Source organism: Burkholderia sp. BCC0398, from assembly GCF_902833245.1.
GTDB lineage: Bacteria > Pseudomonadota > Gammaproteobacteria > Burkholderiales > Burkholderiaceae > Burkholderia > Burkholderia sola.
Map to the genome: position 1 here is coordinate 319,093 of NZ_CADFEM010000010.1, position 22,575 is coordinate 341,667.

Annotated in this window: 19 protein-coding genes and 1 riboswitch; of the genes, 10 read left to right on the top strand and 9 right to left on the bottom strand. The window is 67.7% G+C overall.

Features of this window, described 5'->3' with window-relative positions:
• Positions 1-566: 566 nt before the first annotated feature.
• The 3 genes from HWX76_RS23115 to HWX76_RS23125 all read left to right on the top strand — a co-directional run bounded on the left by HWX76_RS23115 (position 567) and on the right by HWX76_RS23125 (position 4,235).
• The gene (locus HWX76_RS23115; RefSeq protein WP_347880198.1) at positions 567-2,051 is read left to right on the top strand and encodes an amino acid permease; all 1,485 of its coding nucleotides are present in this window, start codon (positions 567-569) and stop codon (positions 2,049-2,051) included.
• 135 nt (positions 2,052-2,186) lie between these two features.
• On the top strand, positions 2,187-3,455 hold the full coding sequence (locus tag HWX76_RS23120) for an FAD-binding oxidoreductase (RefSeq protein ID WP_176016384.1): 1,269 nt from the start codon (positions 2,187-2,189) through the stop codon (positions 3,453-3,455).
• A gap of 105 nt (positions 3,456-3,560) precedes the next feature.
• Positions 3,561-4,235, top strand: a complete 675-nt coding sequence (locus HWX76_RS23125) for a TetR family transcriptional regulator (RefSeq protein WP_012339399.1) — start codon at positions 3,561-3,563, stop codon at positions 4,233-4,235.
• Positions 4,236-4,304: 69 nt separating this feature from the next.
• Here HWX76_RS23125 and HWX76_RS23130 read toward each other — a convergent pair whose 3' ends face one another.
• Positions 4,305-6,089: a phospholipase D-like domain-containing protein gene (locus HWX76_RS23130; RefSeq protein ID WP_176016385.1), complete on the bottom strand. Its 1,785-nt coding sequence runs from the start codon at positions 6,087-6,089 to the stop codon at positions 4,305-4,307.
• 105 nt (positions 6,090-6,194) lie between these two features.
• Positions 6,195-6,953: a DeoR/GlpR family DNA-binding transcription regulator gene (locus HWX76_RS23135; protein ID WP_050016302.1), complete on the bottom strand. Its 759-nt coding sequence runs from the start codon at positions 6,951-6,953 to the stop codon at positions 6,195-6,197.
• 251 nt (positions 6,954-7,204) lie between these two features.
• On the opposite strand from HWX76_RS23135, the gene HWX76_RS23140 reads away from it, so the two are divergent.
• From HWX76_RS23140 to nadE, 3 genes are all read left to right on the top strand, one after another.
• The gene (locus tag HWX76_RS23140) at positions 7,205-7,390 is read left to right on the top strand and encodes a hypothetical protein (protein WP_006480515.1); all 186 of its coding nucleotides are present in this window, start codon (positions 7,205-7,207) and stop codon (positions 7,388-7,390) included.
• Positions 7,391-7,601: 211 nt separating this feature from the next.
• Positions 7,602-8,471, top strand: coding sequence for a DMT family transporter (locus tag HWX76_RS23145; RefSeq protein WP_050016305.1), 870 nt, complete (start codon positions 7,602-7,604; stop codon positions 8,469-8,471).
• A 249-nt stretch (positions 8,472-8,720) separates the two neighbouring features.
• The gene (gene nadE, locus HWX76_RS23150) at positions 8,721-9,569 is read left to right on the top strand and encodes an ammonia-dependent NAD(+) synthetase (protein ID WP_050016307.1); all 849 of its coding nucleotides are present in this window, start codon (positions 8,721-8,723) and stop codon (positions 9,567-9,569) included.
• 75 nt (positions 9,570-9,644) lie between these two features.
• Here the strand turns inward: nadE and HWX76_RS23155 are convergent, their stop codons facing one another.
• From HWX76_RS23155 to HWX76_RS23165, 3 genes are all read right to left on the bottom strand, one after another.
• Complete coding sequence (locus HWX76_RS23155; RefSeq protein ID WP_089489687.1) at positions 9,645-11,321, bottom strand: peptidase S1; 1,677 nt, start codon at positions 11,319-11,321, stop codon at positions 9,645-9,647.
• Between the two features lie 73 nt (positions 11,322-11,394).
• The gene (locus HWX76_RS23160) at positions 11,395-12,984 is read right to left on the bottom strand and encodes a S53 family peptidase (RefSeq protein WP_089489688.1); all 1,590 of its coding nucleotides are present in this window, start codon (positions 12,982-12,984) and stop codon (positions 11,395-11,397) included.
• Positions 12,985-13,254: 270 nt separating this feature from the next.
• Entirely contained in the window at positions 13,255-13,875 is a 621-nt protein-coding gene (locus tag HWX76_RS23165; RefSeq protein ID WP_050016313.1) for a LysE family translocator, read from the bottom strand.
• A gap of 134 nt (positions 13,876-14,009) precedes the next feature.
• Here HWX76_RS23165 and HWX76_RS23170 point away from each other — a divergent pair, with 134 nt between their 5' ends.
• Complete coding sequence (locus HWX76_RS23170) at positions 14,010-14,474, top strand: Lrp/AsnC family transcriptional regulator (RefSeq protein ID WP_050016315.1); 465 nt, start codon at positions 14,010-14,012, stop codon at positions 14,472-14,474.
• Positions 14,475-14,535: 61 nt separating this feature from the next.
• Here HWX76_RS23170 and HWX76_RS23175 read toward each other — a convergent pair whose 3' ends face one another.
• Positions 14,536-15,453, bottom strand: coding sequence for a LysR family transcriptional regulator (locus HWX76_RS23175; protein ID WP_176016386.1), 918 nt, complete (start codon positions 15,451-15,453; stop codon positions 14,536-14,538).
• A 134-nt stretch (positions 15,454-15,587) separates the two neighbouring features.
• Between HWX76_RS23175 and speB the strand changes: the two genes are divergently transcribed.
• Entirely contained in the window at positions 15,588-16,544 is a 957-nt protein-coding gene (gene speB, locus HWX76_RS23180) for an agmatinase (RefSeq protein WP_176016387.1), read from the top strand.
• Between the two features lie 54 nt (positions 16,545-16,598).
• Complete coding sequence (locus HWX76_RS23185; RefSeq protein WP_176016388.1) at positions 16,599-17,924, top strand: MFS transporter; 1,326 nt, start codon at positions 16,599-16,601, stop codon at positions 17,922-17,924.
• A gap of 146 nt (positions 17,925-18,070) precedes the next feature.
• On the opposite strand, the gene metE is transcribed toward HWX76_RS23185, so the two are convergent.
• Positions 18,071-20,365, bottom strand: a complete 2,295-nt coding sequence (gene metE / locus HWX76_RS23190; RefSeq protein ID WP_176016389.1) for a 5-methyltetrahydropteroyltriglutamate--homocysteine S-methyltransferase — start codon at positions 20,363-20,365, stop codon at positions 18,071-18,073.
• Between the two features lie 127 nt (positions 20,366-20,492).
• Between metE and HWX76_RS23195 the strand changes: the two genes are divergently transcribed.
• Positions 20,493-21,401 carry a LysR family transcriptional regulator gene (locus HWX76_RS23195; RefSeq protein ID WP_050016323.1) on the top strand — a complete coding sequence of 303 codons (909 nt, stop codon included), beginning with the start codon at positions 20,493-20,495 and terminating at the stop codon, positions 21,399-21,401.
• A 22-nt stretch (positions 21,402-21,423) separates the two neighbouring features.
• Here HWX76_RS23195 and HWX76_RS23200 read toward each other — a convergent pair whose 3' ends face one another.
• On the bottom strand, positions 21,424-22,146 hold the full coding sequence (locus tag HWX76_RS23200) for a CbtA family protein (protein ID WP_176016390.1): 723 nt from the start codon (positions 22,144-22,146) through the stop codon (positions 21,424-21,426).
• 13 nt (positions 22,147-22,159) lie between these two features.
• Positions 22,160-22,369 carry a CbtB-domain containing protein gene (locus tag HWX76_RS23205; RefSeq protein ID WP_006488502.1) on the bottom strand — a complete coding sequence of 70 codons (210 nt, stop codon included), beginning with the start codon at positions 22,367-22,369 and terminating at the stop codon, positions 22,160-22,162.
• A 32-nt stretch (positions 22,370-22,401) separates the two neighbouring features.
• A riboswitch (cobalamin riboswitch) is annotated at positions 22,402-22,545 on the bottom strand.
• Positions 22,546-22,575 lie beyond the last annotated feature (30 nt).

Here is a 22,575-nt window from a genome sequence, read left to right on the forward strand (position 1 = left end):
GCGCGCCCCAGCCTCGCGAGGCACGATCCATGAAACACATTGTCGATGGCCACAAGTCGGGCCGCTATTGATATTAACTCACGACTTCATTCCCAAAACGCAAGAAGTCAGCCGCGCAGCCGCGCCTTTGCCTACGCTGATATCAGACGGTTCCAAAGCCCGCAGACGGGCACGCGGACGCGTCCCGGCCCGACGCAAGTTGATGACGATCCCGCATCACCCTGTGCGGAAATATCGTTTGCCGCCCGTGCATCGGACCCCACACAATCGGTGCGACGTCGAGGTGCAACGCACCCGGCGCGCCGCCGGCCGCCACGACCGCCGCCGGACGACCGACGAACGCGACACGCACCACGGCCCGGGTCAGCGGGCCCGCTTCGCACCGCATCACCGCTGCCCGGCCCACGGCCGGCAACGCGTCGCGCTTCGTCACCGAAAAACAATCCCGGAGACAGCGCCCAGCGCCCGCCATGCATTCAGACGCCCGCCCCGATTCGTCCCGCCCGTCCGGCTCGCCGCCCGCGAAGCCGTCCCTCCACCGTGCGCTGCAGGCGCGCCATCTGCGAATGATCGCGATCGGCGGCTCGATCGGCACGGGCCTGTTCGTCGCGTCCGGCGCGTCGATCTCGCAGGCCGGGCCCGGCGGTGCAATGCTCGCGTACATGATGATCGGCCTGATGGTCTATTTCCTGATGACGAGCCTCGGCGAAATGGCCGCGTTCATGCCGGTATCGGGCTCGTTCGCGACCTACGGCGCGAAGTTCGTCGACGAAGGCTTCGGCTTCGCGCTCGGGTGGAACTACTGGTACAGCTGGGCCGTGACGCTGGCGGTGGAGCTCGTCGCCGCGCAGCTCGTGATGCACTACTGGTTCCCGCACGTGCCGGGCGTCTGGTGGAGCGCGCTGTTCCTCACGCTGATCTTCGCGCTCAACGCGCTGTCGGTGCGCGGCTTCGGCGAAGCCGAATACTGGTTCGCGCTGATCAAGGTGCTGACGGTGCTCGCGTTCGTCGGCGTCGGCCTGCTGATGATCTTCGGGATCATGCAGGGCGGCCCGAGCGCCGGCTGGGGCAATTTCACGATCGGCGACGCGCCGTTCGTCGGCGGCTGGGCGACGATGCTCGGCGTCGCGATGATCGCGGGCTTCTCGTTCCAGGGCACCGAGATGATCGGCGTCGCGGCCGGCGAATCGGAAAACCCGCGCACGACGATTCCGCGCGCGGTGAGCCAGATCTTCTGGCGCATCCTGCTGTTCTACGTGTTCGCGATCTTCGTGATCGGCGTGCTGGTTCCGTACACCGATCCGAGCCTGCTGAAGAGCGACGTGACCGATATCGGCGTGAGCCCGTTCACGCTCGTGTTCCGCCACGCTGGGCTGGCCTTCGCCGCAGGCGTGATGAACGCGGTGATCCTGACGGCCGTGCTGTCGGCCGGCAACTCGGGCATGTACGCGTCGACGCGCATGCTCTACAACCTCGCGGTCGAAGGCCGCGCGCCGAAGCTGTTCGCGAAGCTGTCGCCGGGCGGCGTGCCGCGCAACGCGCTGTATGCGACCACCGCGATCGGCGCACTGTGCTTCCTCACGTCGCTGTACGGCGACAAGACCGTCTACCTGTGGCTGCTGAACACGTCGGGCATGGCCGGCTTCATCACGTGGCTCGGCATCGCGGTCAGCCACTACCGGTTCCGCAAAGGCTTCCTGAAACAAGGCTACCGGCTCGACCAGTTGCCGTACCGGTCGAAGTGGTTCCCATTCGGCCCGCTGTTTGCGTTCGCGCTGTGCGCGGCCGTCGCGCTCGGCCAGGACTATCAGGCGTTCCTCGCCGACAAGATCGACTGGACCGGCGTCGCCGCGACCTACGTCGGCCTGCCGTTCTTCCTCGCGATCTGGCTCGGCTACGCGCTCGTGCGCAAATGCCGGCTGGTGCGCTACGAGGACATGGACATCGCGCCGTGGATCGAACGCAACGCGACGCATGAAGCGACCGAAAAGGCCGACGCCGGCTATCCGGCCTATGTCGCCCGTCCGGCCAACCCGACGCCGGGCGCCTGACGCCCGGTCACGCGCCGGCAGCCGCCCCTTCGCGGCGGCCGCTGCGCTGAAATCCCCATTCGACGCGGCGCGCGCGTTCAGGCAAGATCGACGCGCGCCGTCCGCCTTTCCGCCGTCACGAGTCACCGAACACGCATGCAGAACTTCTACGAAGCCACCGTTAGCCGCCAGCCCTACCCGCAACTGACCGACACGATCGATACGCAGGTCTGCATCGTCGGCGGCGGCCTCGCCGGGCTGTGCACGGCGCTCGGCCTCGTCGAGCGCGGCGTGCACGACGTCGTCGTGCTCGACGGCGAACGGGTCGGCTTCGGCGCGTCGGGCCGCAACGGCGGCTTCGTGTTCGGCGGCTACAGCCTCGACAACGCCGACCTGCTGCGCACGCTCGGCCGCGACGAAGGGCGCCGGCTGTACCGGCTCACCGTCGACGCGGTCGACCTGATCCGCGCGCGCATCGCCCGCTACGGGATCGACTGCGACATCGTCGACGAAGGCGTGATGCTCGCGAACTGGTTCGACGATCCGTCGCGGCTCGACGGCGTGCGCACGCTGATGAAGCAGGAATTCAACGTCGACTGGGAACCGGTCGCGACCGACGCGCTGCGTGCGCGGCTGAAGACGCAGCGCTATTACGGCGGCCTGTTCGAGCCGAACGCATTCCACTTTCATCCGCTGAAGTACGTGCTCGGCGTCGCGGCGGCCGCGTCGCGCGGCGGCGCACGCGTGTACGAACGCTCGGCCGCGCTCGGCATCGCGCGCGACGGCGCCGGCTACGTCGTGCGCACGGCGCAGGGCGCGGTGCGTGCGAAGGACGTCGTATTCGCCGGCGGCGGCTACGCGCGCGGCGTGTCGCCGCGCATCGAGCGCGCGGTGCTGCCGATCGCGACCTACGTGATCGCGACCGAACCGCTCGGCACGCGCCTGCCCGACGCGATCGACGCGCCGTACGCGATCTACGACACGCGTTTCGCGTTCGACTACTACCGTCCGCTGAAGGACACGCGGATTCTGTGGGGCGGCCGGATCTCCGTGCTCGATCGCGGCCCCGACGCGATCGCGCGCCTGCTGCGGCGCGACCTGCTGCGCGTGTATCCGCAACTGGACGGCGTGAAGGTCGACTACGCGTGGGGTGGGCTGATGAGCTATGCGCGGCACAAGATGCCGCAGATCGGCCGCGACACGGACGGCGTGTGGCACGCGATCGCATTCGGCGGTCACGGGATGGCGCCGACCACCGTCGCCGGCGAGGTGCTCGCCGCCGCGCTGGCGGGAGAGCGTCCGGTGCCGAACGGCTTCGCCGCGTTCGGGCTCACGCGCACGTTCGGGCTGGCCGGCCTCGCCGCCGCGCAGCTCACGTATACGGCGTACCAGGCCCGCGACGCGCTCGCGTCCTGCCGCCGCTGAGCGCCCGCCGCGGCCTTGCCGATTAGAGCGGAAGGTCGGCCGGGCGGGCATTTCCCACATGCTAGAATGCCTTTTCCAAGCCGCCGCGAACCAGAACAAAGTCACATGAAAGCAGGAAGCAAGGCCGCCACGTCCGACCCCCGCGCGCTTGCGTCCGACGCGCGGCGCAAATACGATCCCGAGCAAACCAAGCGCAACATCCTCGATGTCGCCACGCAGGAATTCTCCGCGATGGGCCTCGCCGGTGCGCGCGTCGACGCGATCGCCGAGCGCACGAATACGACGAAGCGGATGCTCTATTACTACTTCGAAAGCAAGGAAGGCCTGTACGAGGCCGTGCTGGAGAAGGTATACGGCGACATCCGCGCGCTCGAGCAGGAACTGCACGTCGGCGACATGGAGCCGCGCGAAGGCATGCGCCGTCTCGTCGAATTCACGTTCGACTATCACGACAAGCATCGCGATTTCGTCCGCCTCGTGTCGATCGAGAACATCCACGGCGCGAAGTATGTCGAACAGCTGAAGTCGTTCAAGAACCGCAACGTCAGCATCATCAAGACGCTCGAGGAACTGGTCGAGCGCGGGGCGGCCAGCGGCGTGTTCCGCAAGGACATCGACGCATTCGATCTGCACCTGCTGATCAGCTCGTTCTGCTTCCACCGCGTGGCGAACCGCTACACGTTCGGCGCTGCATTCGGCCGCGACCCGTCGGCACCGCGCCTGCGCGCGCGACATCGCGACACGATCGCCGACGCGGTGCTCCGCTACGTCGCCGCGTAAGCGGCGGTAGTCGCCGGCCGGGGCACGCGACATCCGCACCCCGCGAACTTCATTCAGCACTTCAGCGCATCAGTCCGTCGGCGCGGTCGACGCCAGCGCGATCCGCGCCTTCTGTTCCGGGCTCCCCGCCACGTAATACTTCTTCGCCCAGCTCGAATCGGGCGCGAGCGCGAGCCGCGCATGCGTACCCGTGCCGTGCTGCTGCTTCGCATGGATCGCCAGCGCGCGGGCGCGGTAGTGCTCGTACAGCCGCAGGAATTCCGCGAGATAGATCGCCGCGATCCGCTTGTCGCGGATCTCGAGCAGGTTCTCGTCGTTGTACTGCTCGGAATTGCGGCTCATGTTCGCCGAACCCGTATAGACGACCGGATTCGCGCCTTCCGCATCGATCACGATGAACTTGTGATGGATCACGACGGGCGGGAAAGCCGGCGCCGGTTCGCCCGGGAAAAGCCGCAACTCCGGCTCGAAACCCTGCGGCACCGTGGCCGGCGAGAAATACGACGCGTCGATCACGTCGTGGTTGTCGCGGCTGCGGTGGTACAGCTCGAGGTTCGCGAGCGTCGCCGCATCGAGCGTCTGGCCGTCGTGCTGCGCGGTATCGGCCTTCGTCGCGCTGCCGACGCTGATCTTGTTCACGAGGCCGAACATCATCAGCCCGCGGTCGCCAGCCGCGAAACACGCGTCGCGCAGCGCCGCGTCGGTCGGCATGAACAGGCAGAACGACACCGAATGCCTCGCGGCCGCGATCGCGGCGACGATCGTATCGATCTCGGTACGCTGCCCCGCCGGCTCCGGCGAGTACGCAACGCGCACCTGCGCGCTGCCGATCGTCATCGGCGCCGACCAGCCCGGCGACAGCCGCGCGGTCTCCGCAATCGACGGATTCCCGGCCAGCGCATGCGCGCGCTCGTTGTACAGCGCGGCGAGCGCAGGCGAGTCGAACGCATGCAGCACGTTGGCCTGCTCAGTCAGCCCCTCGGTCGTGAAGTTCGCGGAACCGGTCAGCACGCGCGCGGGCGCCGGGTTCGACGGCGCATCGGTCACGATGAACTTGTCGTGCATGATGTGCGTCTGGTCGCGCGGCGCGAGCGTCGCGAGGCCCTGCAGTGCATCGACGGCCGGCTGGTTCGGCGACGGCAGCGGCGGCTTGCCCTTGCGCGCCGTCGTGTGCGCGTCGTAGACGATCGCGAGCGACGCTTCGCCGTGCTGGCGGCCGAACGCGTCGAACGCGGGCAGCGCCCACAGCGTGTCGGTCAGGTGATAGACGGCCGACGCCGCGCGCGATGCCGGATCGAGCATCTGCGCGAACACCTGCTCCATGTCGTTCGCGAGCCACGTGCGCAGCTTCAGCGCCTGCGCGGCGCTCGGCGCCTCGTTCGGCGCGAGGCCGAGCGCCGCGACCTGCTTCGCGAACGCCTGCGAGCTGACCACCGCACGGTTGAACCACGTGCCGATGCCGTCCTCGACGTGCGCGGGCAGCACGACGTCGCACACGCCGGCTTGCGCGTCGAGCACCTGCAGGTTCGCCGGCGTGCCGACGACCGGATAGACGTCGTAGCGGAACGACGCACCGCGGTCCTGCGGATCGATGCGCGCGTCCCACCACATGAATTTCTGGATCGGCGCCTGATCGGTCGGCGCATCGCCCTGCGTGTCGGCGGCCGGGCCGTCGAACGTCAGGCGGTTGGGCAGCCAGCTGTCCGGCGCACGCGTCTTGCCGTCGGCCGACCAGAAACCCGGCGTGCGCCGGATCGCGAAGCCGAGGAAATCGGACCGCGACGCCGCATCGGGCCAGTCGAAAGCCAGCAGGACCAGGGTGGGGGAAAGATAGCTGCGCACGCTGACGGTCATTCGTTGCTCCCTGGCCCGGCGGCCGGTCGAGATGAATGCGTCAGTCTTGATGGCGGTTCTTCCCGCGCGATGACCGTTCGATGAACCTTGTATGTCGGACGCGCGTCAGTCGCACACGAGCAGCTCGATCCCGCGCGCCGTCAGCGCGCGGCGCACGGCCTTGTCGGGTGCGCGTTCGGTCACCAGATAGCGGGCGGCGGACGTGCCGTTGATCCGCACCGGCGTCACGCGGCCGAATTTCGAATGGTCGGCGACGATGATCGCCGTGCCCGCCGCCGCGATCATCCGGCTGCGCACTTCGGCCGCGAGCCGCGAGTAGTCGGTGCACTCGCCGTCGGGCGTGATGCCGCCGGCGCCGACGAACGCGAAATCGACGTGGTATTGCGCGAGCTGGTGGATCGTGTCGAGCCCGAACGTGGCGTCCTCGTCGTCGGACAGCTCGCCGCCGAGCAACGTCACGCGGTTGCCGTTGCGCCGCGCGAGCACGAACGCGGTACGCCAGTCGTTCGTGTAGATCGACAGCCGGTGCCGGTCGGCGAGCGCCAGCGCGACCGCATGCGGCGTGCTGCCCGAATCGATCAGCACCGATGCATCGTCGGGCACGAATTCGGCCGCGCGCCGCCCGATCGTGCGCTTCGCGTCGGCGTTCGCGGCTTCGCGCTCGGACAGGCTCGGCTCGCGGCGATCAGCGGCCAGCGCGCCGCCATGTGTCATCACGAGCAGGCCGCGCGCGGCCAGCGCGTTCAGGTCGCGCCGCACCGTTTCGCGCGACACGTCGAGCGAACGCACGAGTTCCGCGACCGTCAGCGCGCCCGAGCGTCCGAGCGCCGACAGGATGTATTGATGACGTTGTTCCGCCAGCATCGCGTGTGCGCCCGAGGCGACTGGTAATGGGTAAGCCGGCCATTGTATTACGGACGTTTGACGACCATTTGACCGGGCCGGGAAACACGGCCCGGTAACACGGCCGGGCGGCGGCCGCGCGCGTTGCCCGAAAGCGAAATTCTGTATTGCCCGGCGCGCGCGAATCCGCGCGGCGCCGGTTGCTACACTTTGCGCTTCGCCGAACGACCGACCAAGACCGACCAAGACCGACCAATAAAGGGGCTCGCGCCATGTATCGCAAAGGCAGTGTGATCGAAATCCAGTTTCCGCCGGAACGCCTCAACGACGCGGCAGGCGATCCGTACTGGATCGACCTGACGCTCGACGAAGCGCGTCGGCTCTACGAACAGCTCGCCGCGCGCTTCGCGACCGACGCACGCGCCAACCAGCCGCTCGATACGTTCTCGATCGACTGAGCGTCGCTGCTGCGCGCCCATCCGCGCAGCGCCGTGCCGTGCGGTGCCGCGGACGATCATCCCCGCCGCGCCGCGCACCGGCGCGCGATGACCGCCGCCCCGCTCACGCGCCGCGCGGCATGAGTGCAGGATTCGACAAGACGCCAGCGTCGCTTCGCCCGATACTGGCCGACTTTCCGGATCTGTCCGGCCGCGTCGCGGCCCGTCACGCATGCTCAACTCGATCGTCGCCGCCGTTTTCGTCGCGCTGTGGTCCACCGGCTTCATCGTTGCACGGGCAATCAAGCCCTACGCCGATCCGAACCTGTTCCTGCTCGCGCGCTTCGCGGGCACGGCCGCGCTGTTCGGCGTGGTCGCGCTCGCCGCGCGCGCGCCGTGGCCGGCCCGCCGCGAATGGCCGCGCCACCTGATCGCCGGCGCGCTGTTGCAAGGCGTCTATCTCGGCGCGAGCTACTGGGCCGTCGCGCAAGGGTTGAATGCGGGCGTGATGGCGCTGCTCGGCGCGCTGCAGCCGCTTGCCACCGCCGTGCTCGCGGTTCCGCTGTTCAACGAACGTCTGCCCGCGCGCGGCTGGCTCGGGATGGCGCTCGGGCTGGCCGGCGTCGCGCTCGTGCTCGCGCCGAAAGTCACCGGCGGCGTCGCGCCGCCGCCGGGCGCCGCGCCTGCGTGGCTCGTCGTCACCGTGTCGGTGCTGGCGGTCGGGTCGATCACCGCCGGCTCGCTGTACCAGAAAGGCAAGCTCGCGCAGAGCGACCTGCGCACGGCGGTCGCCGTGCAGAACTTCGGCGCGGCGCTCGTCGCGGCCGTCTTCGTCGTGCTGCTCCATGAAACCCGCTGGATCGACGCGCCGGCGCTGTGGGTGTCGCTCGTGTGGGGCGTCGTGTTCCTGTCCGGCGGCGCGGTCACGATGCTGATGTGGATGCTGCGGCACGGCAATGCGGCGCGCGCGACGTCGCTGCTGTTTCTCGCGCCGCCGCTGGCCGCGCTGCAGGGCTACGCGCTGTTCGGCGAAACGCTCGCGACGATCCAGCTCGCCGGCTTCGCGCTCGCGCTGGTGGGCGTCGTGCTCGCGCGGCGCTGACGGGCGAAGACGCACGCGGGATCGAGCGGCCACGCCATCATCGGGCCTCCATCCCTCCTCGCTGAAGCCGCGCGCACGGCCGCCCTTCGCGCAGCATCTCCTGCACCCGCCCGGCGCACCGCGCACCACGGCGATGCGGCGCGTCTCGCCGATGCAACGCGAAACCGCCGGAAACGCCTGTCCGGCGCGGCGGCGCGCCGCGATTGCGCTTATGATGAGCGCCTTGCATTTCGTCCCGGAACTTTCCTCATGACATCCGCCGATTACGCCAGCCGCCAACGCGCGATCATTGCCGAACTGAACGTCGCCCCGCACTTCGACGCCGAGGCCGAAATCGACCGCCGCGTCGATTTCCTCGCGCAATACCTTCGTTCGACCGGCCTGCGGACCTACGTGCTCGGCATCAGCGGCGGCGTCGATTCGTCGACGGCCGGCCGGCTGGCGCAGCTCGCGGTCGAAAAGCTGCGCGCCGGTGGCTACGACGCGCGCTTCATCGCGATGCGCTTGCCGAACGGCGTGCAGAACGACGAAGACGATGCGCAGCGCGCGCTCGCGTTCGTGCGCGCGGACGAGGTATTGACGGTCGACGTGAAGCCGGCCGCCGATGCGATGCTCCGTTCGCTGGTCGCGTCGGGCCACGCGTTCGAAGACCCCGCGCAACAGGATTTCGTGCACGGCAACATCAAGGCGCGCGAGCGCATGATCGCGCAGTACGCGGTGGCCGGCGCGCGGCGCGGCATCGTGATCGGCACCGACCACGCGGCCGAATCGCTGATGGGTTTCTTCACGAAGTTCGGCGACGGGGGCGCGGACATCCTGCCGCTCGCGGGCCTGAGCAAGCGTCGTGTGCGCGGGGTCGCACGCGCGCTCGGCGGCGACGAGCTGATCGTGATGAAGGTGCCGACGGCCGACCTCGAGGAACTGCGCCCGCTGCGCCCCGACGAGCACGCGTATGGCGTGACCTACGACGAGATCGACGATTTCCTCGAAGGCAAGCCGGTCGCCGACCGCGTCTACGAAACGGTGCTGCGCTTCTACGACGGGTCGCGCCACAAGCGCGCGCTGCCGTACACGATGTTCGACTGGCCGACCGCCTAAGCCGGCCGCCCGGCTATCGACATACCGCCGCGCGCACCGTCACGGCTGCGCGCGGCACATCGGCGCCGGGCAACGCTATGCGTTCCCGCCCGTCTTTTTCGCCTGCAGCGCACGAATCCGCAGCCGCGCGCCCGTATCGCTGACCGTCGCGTCGTACATCGTCGCGAGGTCGCGCTTGAGCGCGGTGCGCGAGCCGCCGTCGAGATACACCATGTGCCCCGACGGATAGAATCGCGCGGACAGGTTCTGCCGCACCTTCTGGTCCTCCAGCGGCATCTGCTGCAGATCGATCACGGTCTGGTAGAACGGCGTGACGAAATCGTAGAGTCCGTTCGCCGACAGCACCTTCAGGTCGACGTTCAGCGCCATCACCGCGGCGAGGTCGCCGGCCGTGTAGAGGATCACGTTCCCCTGCGCATCGATGCCCTGCTGCGCGCCGGTCGGGTCGATGTGGCTGAAATCCCAGTTCTTGAAGGCCTGGTCGTTCAGGTCCGTGAACGCCGAGTTCGACGTGAACTTCAACTGCTCGTTCAGGTAGCTGTTCCACATCGCCGTATAGACGCCCGTCACGGCCGTCATCGTCGGATCGTTGCCGCCCGAATTCGGGTCGATCTTGCCGGCGATGCCCGACGAGATCCCGGTCACGCGGCCGTCGTACGAACCGAGCGCGAGCCCCTGCGCATGCAGGAGCGTCGTCAGGAACAGCGAATTGCCGCGCGTGTCGTAGCCGGCGATGTCGAGCCCCCACGATTGCAGCGTCGCCGTATCGATGCCCGTGTATGCCGACAGCTTCTGCACGGTGGCCGGGTTCGCATGCGGCATCGCGCGCAGCGCGCTCAGGTAGTCGGTGCGCGCGAACTGCGCGACTTCCTCGACGAACGCGCCGAGATCGCTCGGCGCCGGCTTGATGCCGAGCTTCTTGTGATACCACGCATCGGCCGCGGCGGTCGGCAGCGCGCCGACCGGGTTGCCGGCCTGCCGGTAATCGAGGATCGACGATTGCAGCGTGACGCCGTTCAGGTCGACGCCGTCCTCGTGCAGCTTGTACGCGAGCACGCAGCTGCGCGCGGTGCCGTACGATTCGCCGAACAGGTATTTCGGCGAATTCCAGCGGTTGTTCTTCGTCAGGTAGCGCTTGATGAACTGCTTCAGCGAATTCGCATCCTGGTCGACGCCCCAGAAGTCGCGGTTCTTGTTCGGCGCGACGGCCGCCGAATAGCCGGTGCCGACCGGATTGATGAACACCAGGTCGCTGTGGTCGATCATGCTGTCCGGGTTGTCCTCGATCTGGTACGGCGCGGGCGGCGTGAACCCCGGCATCGACGTCTTGATACGCTTGGGCGCGAACGAGCCGAGCAGCACGAACACCGACGACGAACCGGGCCCGCCGTTATAGAAGAACGTCACGGGCCGCGTTTCCTCTTTCGCGCCGTCGGCCGTGAACGCGACGTAGAAAATCTTCGCGGCCGGCTGCGAACTGCTCGGATCGACCGTCACCAGGTGGCCGACCGTCGCCGTGTACGCGATCCGCTTGCCATCGATCAGGATCGTGTGGTGCGTGATCGCGGCCGCCTCGGTCGTGTCCGTCACCGAGTCGTCGGGGCCGTTGCCGTACGCGACCGGATCGAAGAACGGCTGGTCGCGGCCGTGGCTCAGCGCGACCGGGTTGATGGTCGGCGGCACGCCATGCGAATTGTGGTCGCCGTGATGCAGCGGATACACGCCGCCGGAAGATGCGGAATCGATGCCCATCGTGCTGCTCCTGGAGGTGAAAAAAGACGCGGGCAGACCACCCGCGTCGAACGGAAAGGCGTGCGCCGGCGCGTCAGCTCGACGGCTTGCGCGCGAGGATCGTGGCGAGTTGCGCACCGTTCGGGCTGCCGAGGCCCGTGCACGCGTCCCAGCCGGACGCGGCCGCATACGTGCCGTTCGATCCTTTCGTGATGTCGCGCAGCGCGCCCGGATGCTTGTACAGCACCGGATTGATCCAGCCGGCCGGCGCGCCGGCCGTCGCATTGATCCGCGCGATCAGCGCGGCCCACAGCGGTGCGACCGCGCTCGTGCCGCCCATCACCGAAGGCGTGCCGGCGACCGACACTTCGTAACCCGTCTGCGGCGACGCGTCGCCGGCCACGTCCGGCACGCCGCGCTTCGCGAGCGGCGTGGTGGTGCCGTCGGCGCGCGCGACCTTCAGCCCCTGCTGCCATGCCGGCAGGTCGAACAGCGAACTGACGCCGCCGCCGCCCGCCCCGCCGCCGGCCGCCTCGTCGTTCCACGTGACCTCGCTGCGGATGCCCTGCCCGGGCAGCGCGTCGAGCTGCGTGCCGCCGCAGCCGAGCACGTACGGGCTCGACGCGGGGAAATCGACGTGATCGGCGCCATCCTGCAGCCCGTCGCCCGAGCCGCTGTCGCCCGACGCCGCGCAGACGGTGATGCCCTGCGCGGCGGCCGCCTGCAGCACGCGGTTGAACGCATGGGCGGACTGCGCCTGCCAGATCGCTTCCGGGCCGCCCCAGCTGATCGAGATCACGGAAGGCCGGTTGGTCTTGTCGGTGACGGCCGCGTTGACGGCCTGGATGAAGCCCGCGTCGCTGTTCGGCGCGAAGTAGACGGCGATCTTCGCGGCCGGTGCGATCGCGCCGGCGATCTCGATGTCGAGCGCGACTTCGCCGTCCGGGCCGTTCGGCTCGCCGGTCGGTGCGTTGCGGCCGGTGCCGACGTTCACGTCGACGAGCGTCGGCGGCGTCGTGATCCCGAGCCCGCGGAAATACTGCTGGATGTCGGCCGCGCGATAGCCGCCGCCGAGTTCGACGATCGCGATGCATTGCCCGGCGCCGTCGCCGGCCGGAAAGTCGTACAGCGACGCAAGCTGGATCGGCGTGAACGTGACGGCCGCCGCGCCGCGCGCCGGCTTGAACGGCGGACGGAAGCGAAAGTGCGGCCGCGCCTGCGGCCGGCTGTCGAGGCCCAGCACGGCCGTCACCGCATCGCCGAGCTCGTCGGGCAGCGTGATCGGGCCCGAACGGCCGCGATACTGGCCGATCGACCGATGCTCGAAACGCTCGAGCTTCACGCTGAACGCGGCTTCGAACTGCGCGATCGTGCCGGACACCACGACGACGCTTTCGACCGGGTCGACACGATCGACCGCCAGTTGATGACGGTGCGCGAAGTCCTCGGTCTTGCGGATGTCGTCGGGATTGGCGGAGAAACGCTGCGCGAATGCGTCGCGCGACAGCGGTTTTGCACCGGCGTCGCCGCTGGCGAGCTGGTGGACCAATGCATCGAGTTGCCCTTCTTCCTGCCGCCGCAACATGATCGTGACGTGGATGCGTTCTGCCGGATCGCACTGGCCGAGACACTTGGACTCGGCGACGATACGGGGTTCACGGTCGGCTTGAAGATGCCTTGCCATGTTCAGACCCTCCTTGGTACCGCGTTGCACGGAACAGCCAGGAAATCGGACATAGCCCGCGGAAGACGGTTCCGTTCGGTCAGTCGATTCGCGACGGCGCGTCTGCGACGGCGCGTTTGCGACGGCGCGTTTGCGACGGCGCGAAGGTAGAGGAAGTTTAGAACAGTCAGACGATTTGCGCGCACGCCCTTCTGCGGCAAGCGTGCGCGCGAAGGCCGGCATCGCGCGCGGCCTGCCTACCCCGCGGCGACCATGCGGCGGCGCTCGGTCTCAGTCCATCGACAACCGCAGCGCAAAACCGATCAACGCAGCGGAAAAAGTCCAGCGCTGCACCGTCTGCGCGAGCGGATGCGCGCGCATCCACGCCGCGATGCGCGACGCGCCGAACACGCACGCGAGGTCGAAGCACACGCCGGCCGCCACCAGCAGCGCGCCGAGCGCGAACATCTGCCAGACGACCGGCCCGGCCTCGGGCCGCACGAACTGCGGCAGCAGCACCGAGCAGAACAGCAGCGCCTTCGGGTTCAGCAGGTTGGTCAGCAGCCCTTTCACGAACGATTGCCGCAACTCGCCCGCCGCCGCGTCGCCGTCGCCGAGCGCGAACACCGGCGAGCGGAACACCTGGATCGCGACGTACGCGAGATAGAACGCGCCGCCGTAGCGGATCACCTCGTACAACCAGGGCGCGCTGCGGATCAGCGCCGCGACACCGCACGCCGACAGCGTCACGTGCGCGGTGCGCGCGAGCGACAGGCCGGCCGCCGCGGCCATCCCCGGCCGCACGCCGCGGCCGATGCTGGTCTGCAGCACGAGCGCCATGTCGGGCCCGGGCACCGCGTAAATGGCCGCCAGCGCGGCGAGATAAATCAACAGCAAATGCGTGGAAATCATGGTCTGCCCCCGTCCTTCAATGACGATATGTTGCCGCTGAAGGCGGAGGGATTATTGGCCAACTTTGGCTCAGGAATGGCGATTCGTAGGGGAATCCGCCACAATCACGAAACTGTAAAAAGGATTCCACCAACATGACCGAGCTCGACAAAACCGACCGCGCGATACTCGCCGCGGTGCAACGCGACGGCCGCCTGCCGATCGCGCGGCTCGCCGAATCCGTCGGCCTGTCCGAGACGCCGTGCGCGCGGCGCCTGAAACGTCTGGAAAACGACGGCTACATCGAGCGCTATCGCGCGCAGCTGTCGCGCCAGGCGCTGGGCTTCGGCGTGGTCGCGTTCGTGCTCGTGCGGTTCGCGACGCACGACCGCAAGGTCGCCGACCGGTTCGAACGGGAAGTGCTCGGCATCGAGCGGATCCTCGCGTGCCACAACGTAGCAGGCACGGCCGATTACCTGCTGCAGGTGGTCGCGCGCGACCTCGACGACTACGGCACGTTCCTGCGCGATTCGCTGCGGATGCTGCCGGGCGTGACGTCGATCGAATCGGCGCTGTCGTTGCGCGAGGTGAAGCACGACGCGGGGTTGCCGGTGCCGTGACGCACGCCGGGCCGACAAGCCGCGCGCGCAACGCTTGTTCACATTGTCGGCCGCGCCGGCGTCACACCGCGTCGGGCGACTGATGCGCGCGTTCGAGATCCTCGAGAAACGCTTCGACGACCGGATCGCCGCGCCCGTCGCGCGCCACGACCACGTGGAACGTGACTTCATAGTGCAGCTGCTCGGGATTGAGCGGCGCGAGCAGCCCCTGCGCGACATACGGCGCCGCGAAGTGCTGCGGCAGGTAGCCGAGGTGATGACCGGACAGGATCAGCAGCGCGACGGCCTCCATGTTGTCGGCGGTCGCGGTCACGCGATCGGGCGTCGTCGACATCTGCGCCTCCGGCAGCGGATACGAGCGCCAGGCCCACTCGAAGCCGGCGACGTCGGCCGGCGTCAGCGTGCCGGCGCGTTCGAACAGCGGATGGCCGCGGCCGCAGTACGCGACCTGCCGCTCGATGAACAGCGGCGTGTAGTGCAGCGTCGGCACGCGATGCCAGAAATAGCCGACCGCGATCTGGATCTCGTTGCTCAGCAGCTTTTCCTCGAGATCGCCCGGCGCGCGCACCGAAATCGAGAAGCGCACGGCCTCGTCGCGCGTGCGGAACGCGGCGATCGCCTCGGCGATCCGCGCATTCTGGCTGACCGGCGTATGACCGATCAGGCCGATGTTCAGCGTGCCGACCAGTTGGCGGTCCATGTGCCGCGCGGCCATCCCGAACTCGTCGAGCGCCGCGAGCAGCCTGCGGCTCATCGCGTGGAACCGCTCGCCCTTCGGCGTGAGCCGGAAGCCGCTGCGGCCGCGCTCGCAGAGCCGGTAGCCGAGCCGCGTCTCGAGCGACGACAGCTGCGCGCTGATCGTCGACTGGCCGACGTTCAGCATCGCCTGCGCGGCCGACACGCCGCCCGCGTCCGTGACCGCGAGAAACACGCGGATCAACCGCAGATCGAGGGTCGACAGATTCCCCAGCACGTTCATCCCCTTCCATACATCGATGAAGATCGATGTTTACGTCGATATCTTCGCATTCTTCTTTCCCGGCCGAGCGCGTAAAACTGTGCGCCAGGCCGCGTCGCATGATACGGCAGCCCCACACCGGAAGAGACGACCCCATGAACGACCCCATCCATTTCCAGCCGCTCGGCGGCAATGAAATGCCGCGCTCCGGCGGCATCGCGACGATGATGCGCCTGCCGCACGTGTCGAGCGCCGAAGGCCTCGACGCCTGTTTCGTCGGCGTGCCGTTCGATCTCGGCACGTCGAACCGCACCGGCGCGCGCTTCGGCCCGCGCCAGATCCGCACCGAATCCGTGCTGCTGCGCCCGTACAACATGGCCACGCGCGCAGCACCGTTCGATTCGCTGCAGATCGCCGACATCGGCGACGTCGCGATCAACCCGTACAACCTGCACGATTCGATCGCCCGCATCGAAGCCGCGTACGACGCGATTCTCGAGCACGACTGCAAGCCGATCACGCTCGGCGGCGACCACACGATCGCACTGCCGATCCTGCGCGCGATCCACCGCAAGCACGGCAAGGTTGCATTGATCCACGTCGATGCACATGCCGACGTGAACGACACGATGATGGGCGAAAAGATCGCGCACGGCACGCCGTTCCGCCGCGCGGTCGAGGAAGGACTGCTGCACGGCGACAAGGTCACGCAGATCGGCCTGCGCGGCACCGGCTACGCGGCCGAGGATTTCGACTGGTGCCGCGAGCAGGGCTTCCGCGTGGTCCAGGCCGAGGAATGCTGGAACAAGTCGCTCGCGCCGCTGATGGAAGAAGTGCGCGCGCGCATCGGCGACACGCCCGTCTACATCACGTTCGACATCGACGGCATCGATCCGGCCTACGCGCCGGGCACCGGCACGCCGGAAATCGCGGGCCTCACGGTGCCGCAGGCGCTCGAGATCATCCGCGGCGCGAAGGGGCTGAACATCGTCGGCTGCGATCTCGTCGAAGTCGCGCCGCCGTACGACCCGTTCGGCACCACCGCGCTGCTCGGCGCGAACCTCGCGTACGAGCTGCTGTGCGTGCTGCCGGGCGTCAAGTACCGCGATTGATCCCGGCGCCGCCACTATTCCAAATCAGAGGATTCCAGAGGAGCACACAGAAAGATGGGGACTTCCGTCAAGCAACCGAAGCGGGCGGCGCTCGCGTCGTTCGTCGGCACCACGATCGAGTGGTACGACTTCTATAGTTATGCGACCGCCGCCGCCATCGTGTTCGGGCCGCTGTTCTTTCCCGGCGAAAACCGTTTCATCAGCCTGCTTGCATCGTTCGGCTCGTTCGCGGTCGGCTTCTTCGCGCGGCCGCTCGGCGGCGTGATGTTCGGCTATCTCGGCGACCGCTTCGGCCGCAAGCGGTCGCTGCTCGCGACGCTGATGCTGATGGCCGTGTCGACGGTCGCGATCGGCCTGCTTCCCACGCATGCGCAAGCCGGCGTGATCGCACCGATCCTGCTCGTGCTGATGCGCGTGCTGCAAGGCATCGCAGTGGGCGGCGAATGGGGCGGCGCGGTGCTGCTGGCCGGCGAGCATGCGCCCGAAGGCAAGCGCACGTTCTTCGCGTCGTTCGCGCAGCTGGGCAGCGCAAGCGGCCTGATCCTGTCGATGCTCGCGTTCGGCGCGATCAGCACGCTGTCGAAGGACGACATGATGAGCTGGGGCTGGCGCGTGCCGTTCCTTGCGAGTTCCGTGCTGCTGGTCGTCGGCTTCGTGATCCGTGCGAGCGTGTCGGAATCGCCCGAGTTCGAGGAAGTCAGGAAGAGCGGCAACATCGCGCAAAAACCGCTGCGCGAGGCGCTCAAGGCCTGGCCGCTGCTGTTGCTCGCGATCGGCGCGAACGTGTACGGGATCGCCGGCGTGTATTTCAGCAACATCTTCATGATCAGCTACGCGACCCAGTTCCTGTCGCTCGACCGGTCGATGGTGCTGCATTGCATGACGATCGTCGCGGTGCTGCAGTTCGTCGTGCAGCTCGCGGCCGCGTTCCTCGCGCAGCGCTTCGGCACCACGCGCGTGCTGCTGATCACCGGCGCGTGGGCGATGATCGTCCCGTTCGTGATGCTGCCGCTCGTGCATATGGGCACGCCGGTGTCGATCACGGTCGGCGTCGGCCTCGCGACGCTCGCGGAATCGGGCTACTACTCGGTCGTCGCGGGCTTCGTCAGCGGCATCTTCATCGCACGGATCCGCTATACGGCAATTTCGATCGCGTACCAGGTGTGCGGCGCGCTCGCCGGCGGCCTCACGCCGCTCGTCGCGACGCTGATCGCGCAGAACGCGGCCCCGCAATGGTGGCCGCTCGCGCTCCAATACACGAGCGCCGCCGTGCTGTCGTCGCTGTGCGTGTGGTTGATCTCGCGCCGCGTCAGCATCGACGATGCGGGCGCGCCCGGCAAGACGCGCGAAGCGCTGCCGCGCGGCGCACGCGCCGCGTAGCGCTCGACGCGTAGCGCCCTGTCGCACATGCATGCATGACGTAAAACGACCCGCTTTCGCGGGTCGTTTTCTTTGCCGCCCGATCGATGATCGATGATCGATGATCGACGATCGGCGACCGCTACCGCCCTGCGTTCGCTGCGTGGTTACCGCACCTGGCTACGCAGCGTCTTCGCCGCGGCGACCATGTTCGTCAGCGCCGGAATCACTTCCGCCCACTGACGCGTCTTCAGCCCGCAGTCCGGGTTCACCCACAGACGTTCCGCCGGAATCCGCTCGGCCGCCTTCCTCATCAGCCCGACGATATGATCCTGCGTCGGGATGTTCGGCGAGTGAATGTCGTACACGCCCGGCCCGATTTCATTCGGATACTTGAAGGTGTCGAACGCATCGAGCAACTCCATGTCGGAGCGCGACGTCTCGATCGTGATCACGTCCGCGTCCATGTCGGCGATCGACGCGATGATGTCGTTGAACTCCGAATAGCACATGTGCGTGTGGATCTGCGTATCGTCCTGCACGCCGTTCGCGGTGATGCGGAACGACTCGACCGCCCACTTCAGGTAGTCGCTCCATTGCGCGCGGCGCAGCGGCAGCCCTTCGCGCAGCGCGGCTTCGTCGATCTGGATCACGCGCACGCCGGCCTTCTCGAGATCGAGCACTTCATCGCGGATCGCCAGCGCAAGCTGGTAGCACGACACCGAGCGCGGCTGGTCGTCGCGCACGAACGACCAGTTCAGGATCGTCACGGGGCCGGTCAGCATGCCCTTCATCGGCTTGTCCGTCAGCGACTGCGCATAGGCGATCCATTCGACCGTCATCGCCTTCGGGCGGCTGATGTCGCCGAACAAGATCGGCGGCTTCACGCAGCGCGAACCGTACGACTGCACCCAGCCGAACTGACTGAACGCATAGCCGTCGAGCTGTTCGCCGAAGTATTCGACCATGTCGTTGCGCTCGGCTTCGCCATGCACGAGCACGTCGAGTTCGAGCGATTCCTGTTCGCGCACGCTGCGTTCGATCTCGGCCTGCATCGCCGCGCGATAGCCGGCTTCGTCCAGCGCGCCGGCCTTGAACCGGCTGCGCGCCTGGCGGATGTCGGCGGTCTGCGGGAACGAGCCGATCGTCGTCGTCGGGAACGCCGGCAGGTTCAGGCGCGCCGACTGCTTCGATGCACGCTGCGTATACGGGCTCGCGCGGTTGCCGAGCGGCGCGTCGATGCGCGCGAGCGCGGCCTTCACCGCCGGGTTGTTCACGCGCGGCGAGCGGCGCCGCGAATCGATCGCGGCGGCATTCGCGGCGAGCGCGTCGGCCACCTTGTCGCGGCCTTCGTTCAGTGCGGTCGCAAGCACCTTCAGCTCGTCGAGCTTCTGCAGCGCGAACGCGAGCCACGAGCGGATTTCCGCGTCGAGCTTCTCTTCGCTCGCGAGATCGACCGGCACGTGCAACAGCGAGCATGACGGCGCGAGCCACAGCCGGTCGCCCAGTTGCTTCGCGAACGGCTCGAGCCAGTCGAGCGCGGCGTTCAGGTCGGTCTTCCAGATGTTGCGGCCGTTGATCGCGCCGACCGACAGCACGCGCTCCGGCGGCAGTTCGCGCACCAGCGCGTCGGCTTCGTCGCGTGCGTTGATCGCGTCGATATGCAGGCCGTCGACCGGCAGCGACGCCGCGAGCGTCAGGTTGTCCTGAAGCTGGCCGAAGTACGTGGCGAGCAGCAGCTTGATGCGGCGCGTTTCCAGCGCCTCGTACGCGATGCGGAATGCCTGGCGCCATTCGGCATCGAGCTCGGTCACGAGAATCGGTTCGTCGATCTGCACCCATTCGACACCCTGCGCGGTCAGCGTGTCGAGCAGCGCGCCGTACACCGGCAGCAGCTTCGGCAGCAGCGCGAGGCGGTCGGAATCGTCCTTCGCCTTGCCGAGCCACAGGTACGTGACGGGGCCGAGAATCACCGGTTTCGCATTCACGCCCTGCGCGGTCGCTTCGGCGAGTTGCTGGAGCAGACGCGACGGATCGAGCGAGAAATTCGTGTCCGCATGGAACTCCGGCACGATGTAGTGGTAGTTCGTATCGAACCACTTCGTCATTTCACCGGCCGCGACCCCGCCGCAGCACGCGGCGTGCTCCTCCGTCGACTGCGCCGAACGGCCGCGTGCGACGCGGAAAGTGTTGTCGAGCGCATCGCCGTGGAAATCCTGCACGCGCTTCGGCAGGTTGCCGAGCGTGAAGCTCATGTCGAGCACCTGGTCGTAGAACGCGAAGTCGCCGATCGGCGCGAGATCGAGATCGCGCTGGTCGTGCCAATGACGCCGGCGCAACTCGGCGCCAAGCGCCTTCAGTTCGTCGCGCGACGATTCGCCCTTCCAGTAGCGTTCGAGACCGAACTTGAGTTCGCGCTTCGCGCCGATGCGCGGAAAACCGAGGTTGTGTGTCGTGACCATGAAGCTGCCGTCCAGAAGAAAGTGTAGATCCGGCAGCCATCATAGGGATTTCAAACCATGAAATAAAATGGCATTATTTCATTCATCCATTAACATTTTTCATGCCTCTACCCGATGCACGCAATCCATGCTGGAACGATTCCATCTCGTCGTCATACGTGAAGTCGAGCGCCAGGGCTCGCTGACCGCGGCGGCCAATGCGCTGCACCTCACGCAATCGGCGCTCAGCCACACCGTCAGGAAAGTCGAGCAGCAGCTCGGCACGGCGATCTGGGACCGCGAAGGCCGCGGCCTGCGGCTCACGCAGGGCGGGCACTATCTGCTGAAGCTGGCGAACCGGCTGCTGCCGCAGTTCGAGCTCGCCGAGGAGCGGATGAAGCAGTACGCGAAGGGCGAGCGCGGCACGCTGCGCATCGGGATGGAGTGCCACCCGTGCTATCAGTGGCTGCTGAAGGTCGTGTCGCCGTACCTGTCGCGCTGGCCCGACGTCGACGTGGACGTGAAGCAGCGCTTCCAGTTCGGCGGCATCGGCGCGCTGTTCGGTTACGACATCGACGTGCTCGTGACGCCCGATCCGCTGAACAAGCCGGGGCTGCGCTTCGACCCGGTGTTCGACTACGAACAGGTGCTGGTGGTCGCGGATTCGCACCGGTTCGCGAACGTCGACTACGTGACGCCCGAACAACTGACCGACGAAATCCTGATCACGTACCCGGTCGAGACCGACCGGCTCGACATCTACAACCAGTTCCTGACGCCGGCCGGCATCGTGCCGAGGCGGCACAAGTCGATCGAGACGACCGACATCATGTTGCAGATGGTCGCGAGCGCGCGCGGCGTGGCCGCGCTGCCGCGGTGGCTTGCCGACGAGTATGCGGACCGGATGCCGGTCGTGCCGGTCAAGCTCGGCAAGAACGGCATCGCGAAGCAGATCTTCCTCGGCATCCGCGAAGCGGACGCAGCGATCGACTATCTGGCCGCGTTCGTCGCGCTGGCGCGCGAATCGACGTGGAGCGCGCCGCGCATGCTGCGCTAGGCGCGCCCGGTTGCCCCGCGCGTCAGGCGGCGCGCAGGCCGGCGCGTTCGCCGCGCTCGACCCACGCGCCGAACAGCAGGCCGATCGTCGTCCACATGATCACCTGCATGCCGATGGCCGCCACGCGGAACTTCCACAGCAAGGTCGCCGGAAAATCGGCCGGCAACTCGCTGACCGACGGCAGCCCGATCTGCACGGCCACGATGATCGCGACGAACACGAGCCCGGCGACGATCGATGCGTTCCACGGGCCGAGCTTCGCCAGCAGATGGCGGCGCACGCCGACCGAGAACACCATCGTCGCGACCGAGATCGCGATCATCAGGAAGAACAGGCCGGTGCGATAGCCGATCGTGTCGGGGTCGCCGACCGACGGCGGATTGGCCGGGTACTTGAGGTTCGGCACGATCACGAGCGCGACGAACGCCGCCAGCGCGAGCCACGCGGCCAGCGGCCGTGCCGGCAGGCGGCTGCCGCGTCCGTACGCATACGCGAACACCAGCGAGAACAGCCCGCCGAATGCCGCGCCGTACGTCACGACGCCCGTCAGCAGCCCAAGGCCGGCCTGCGTGTGGCGGCTGACCAGCTCGGGTTCCGGCGCCTCGCCTTGGGCGGCGGCGGTTTTCTCTTCGACGGCGATCGCCTGATCGACTTGCGGTTCGCCGACGATCCTGGCGAAACCGAACGTGAGGAGGCCCGCGGCGATGCCTGCGAGCATCCCGCGCATGAGTAGCTTTCCGACCATCGCAGGCTCCGCGTCAGTGGCAGGGAAAGCCGAGCAGATGGCGGCCGTCGTGGACGAATTCGTGGACATACATGCCCGGCACGAGCGACGTCGCGCCCTGTTCCGCACCGACGAAATACAGCGCGAGCAGCAGGATCAGGCCGACGAACACGGCCCAGGGCAACAGCTCGCGGACGGGGATGGGGGCCGGCACGACCGCCGGCTTCAGCACTGCTTCGCTCATGGATGCACCTCAGGGGAATCGCGCCCCGACAAATGATGGATGGGTACGAAGGCAGGTCTGGCTTCCGGGATCGTCGATTCCCCGGTTACAGTGGCGCGACCGCGCCGGAATTGCACCGGCTTCCGCGCTTCGTATCGGGCGAATTGTACGCGCGAACGTTCGCGTATTGAAGCGATGACACACGGGTAAGCGCGTCCCGCTCCGGA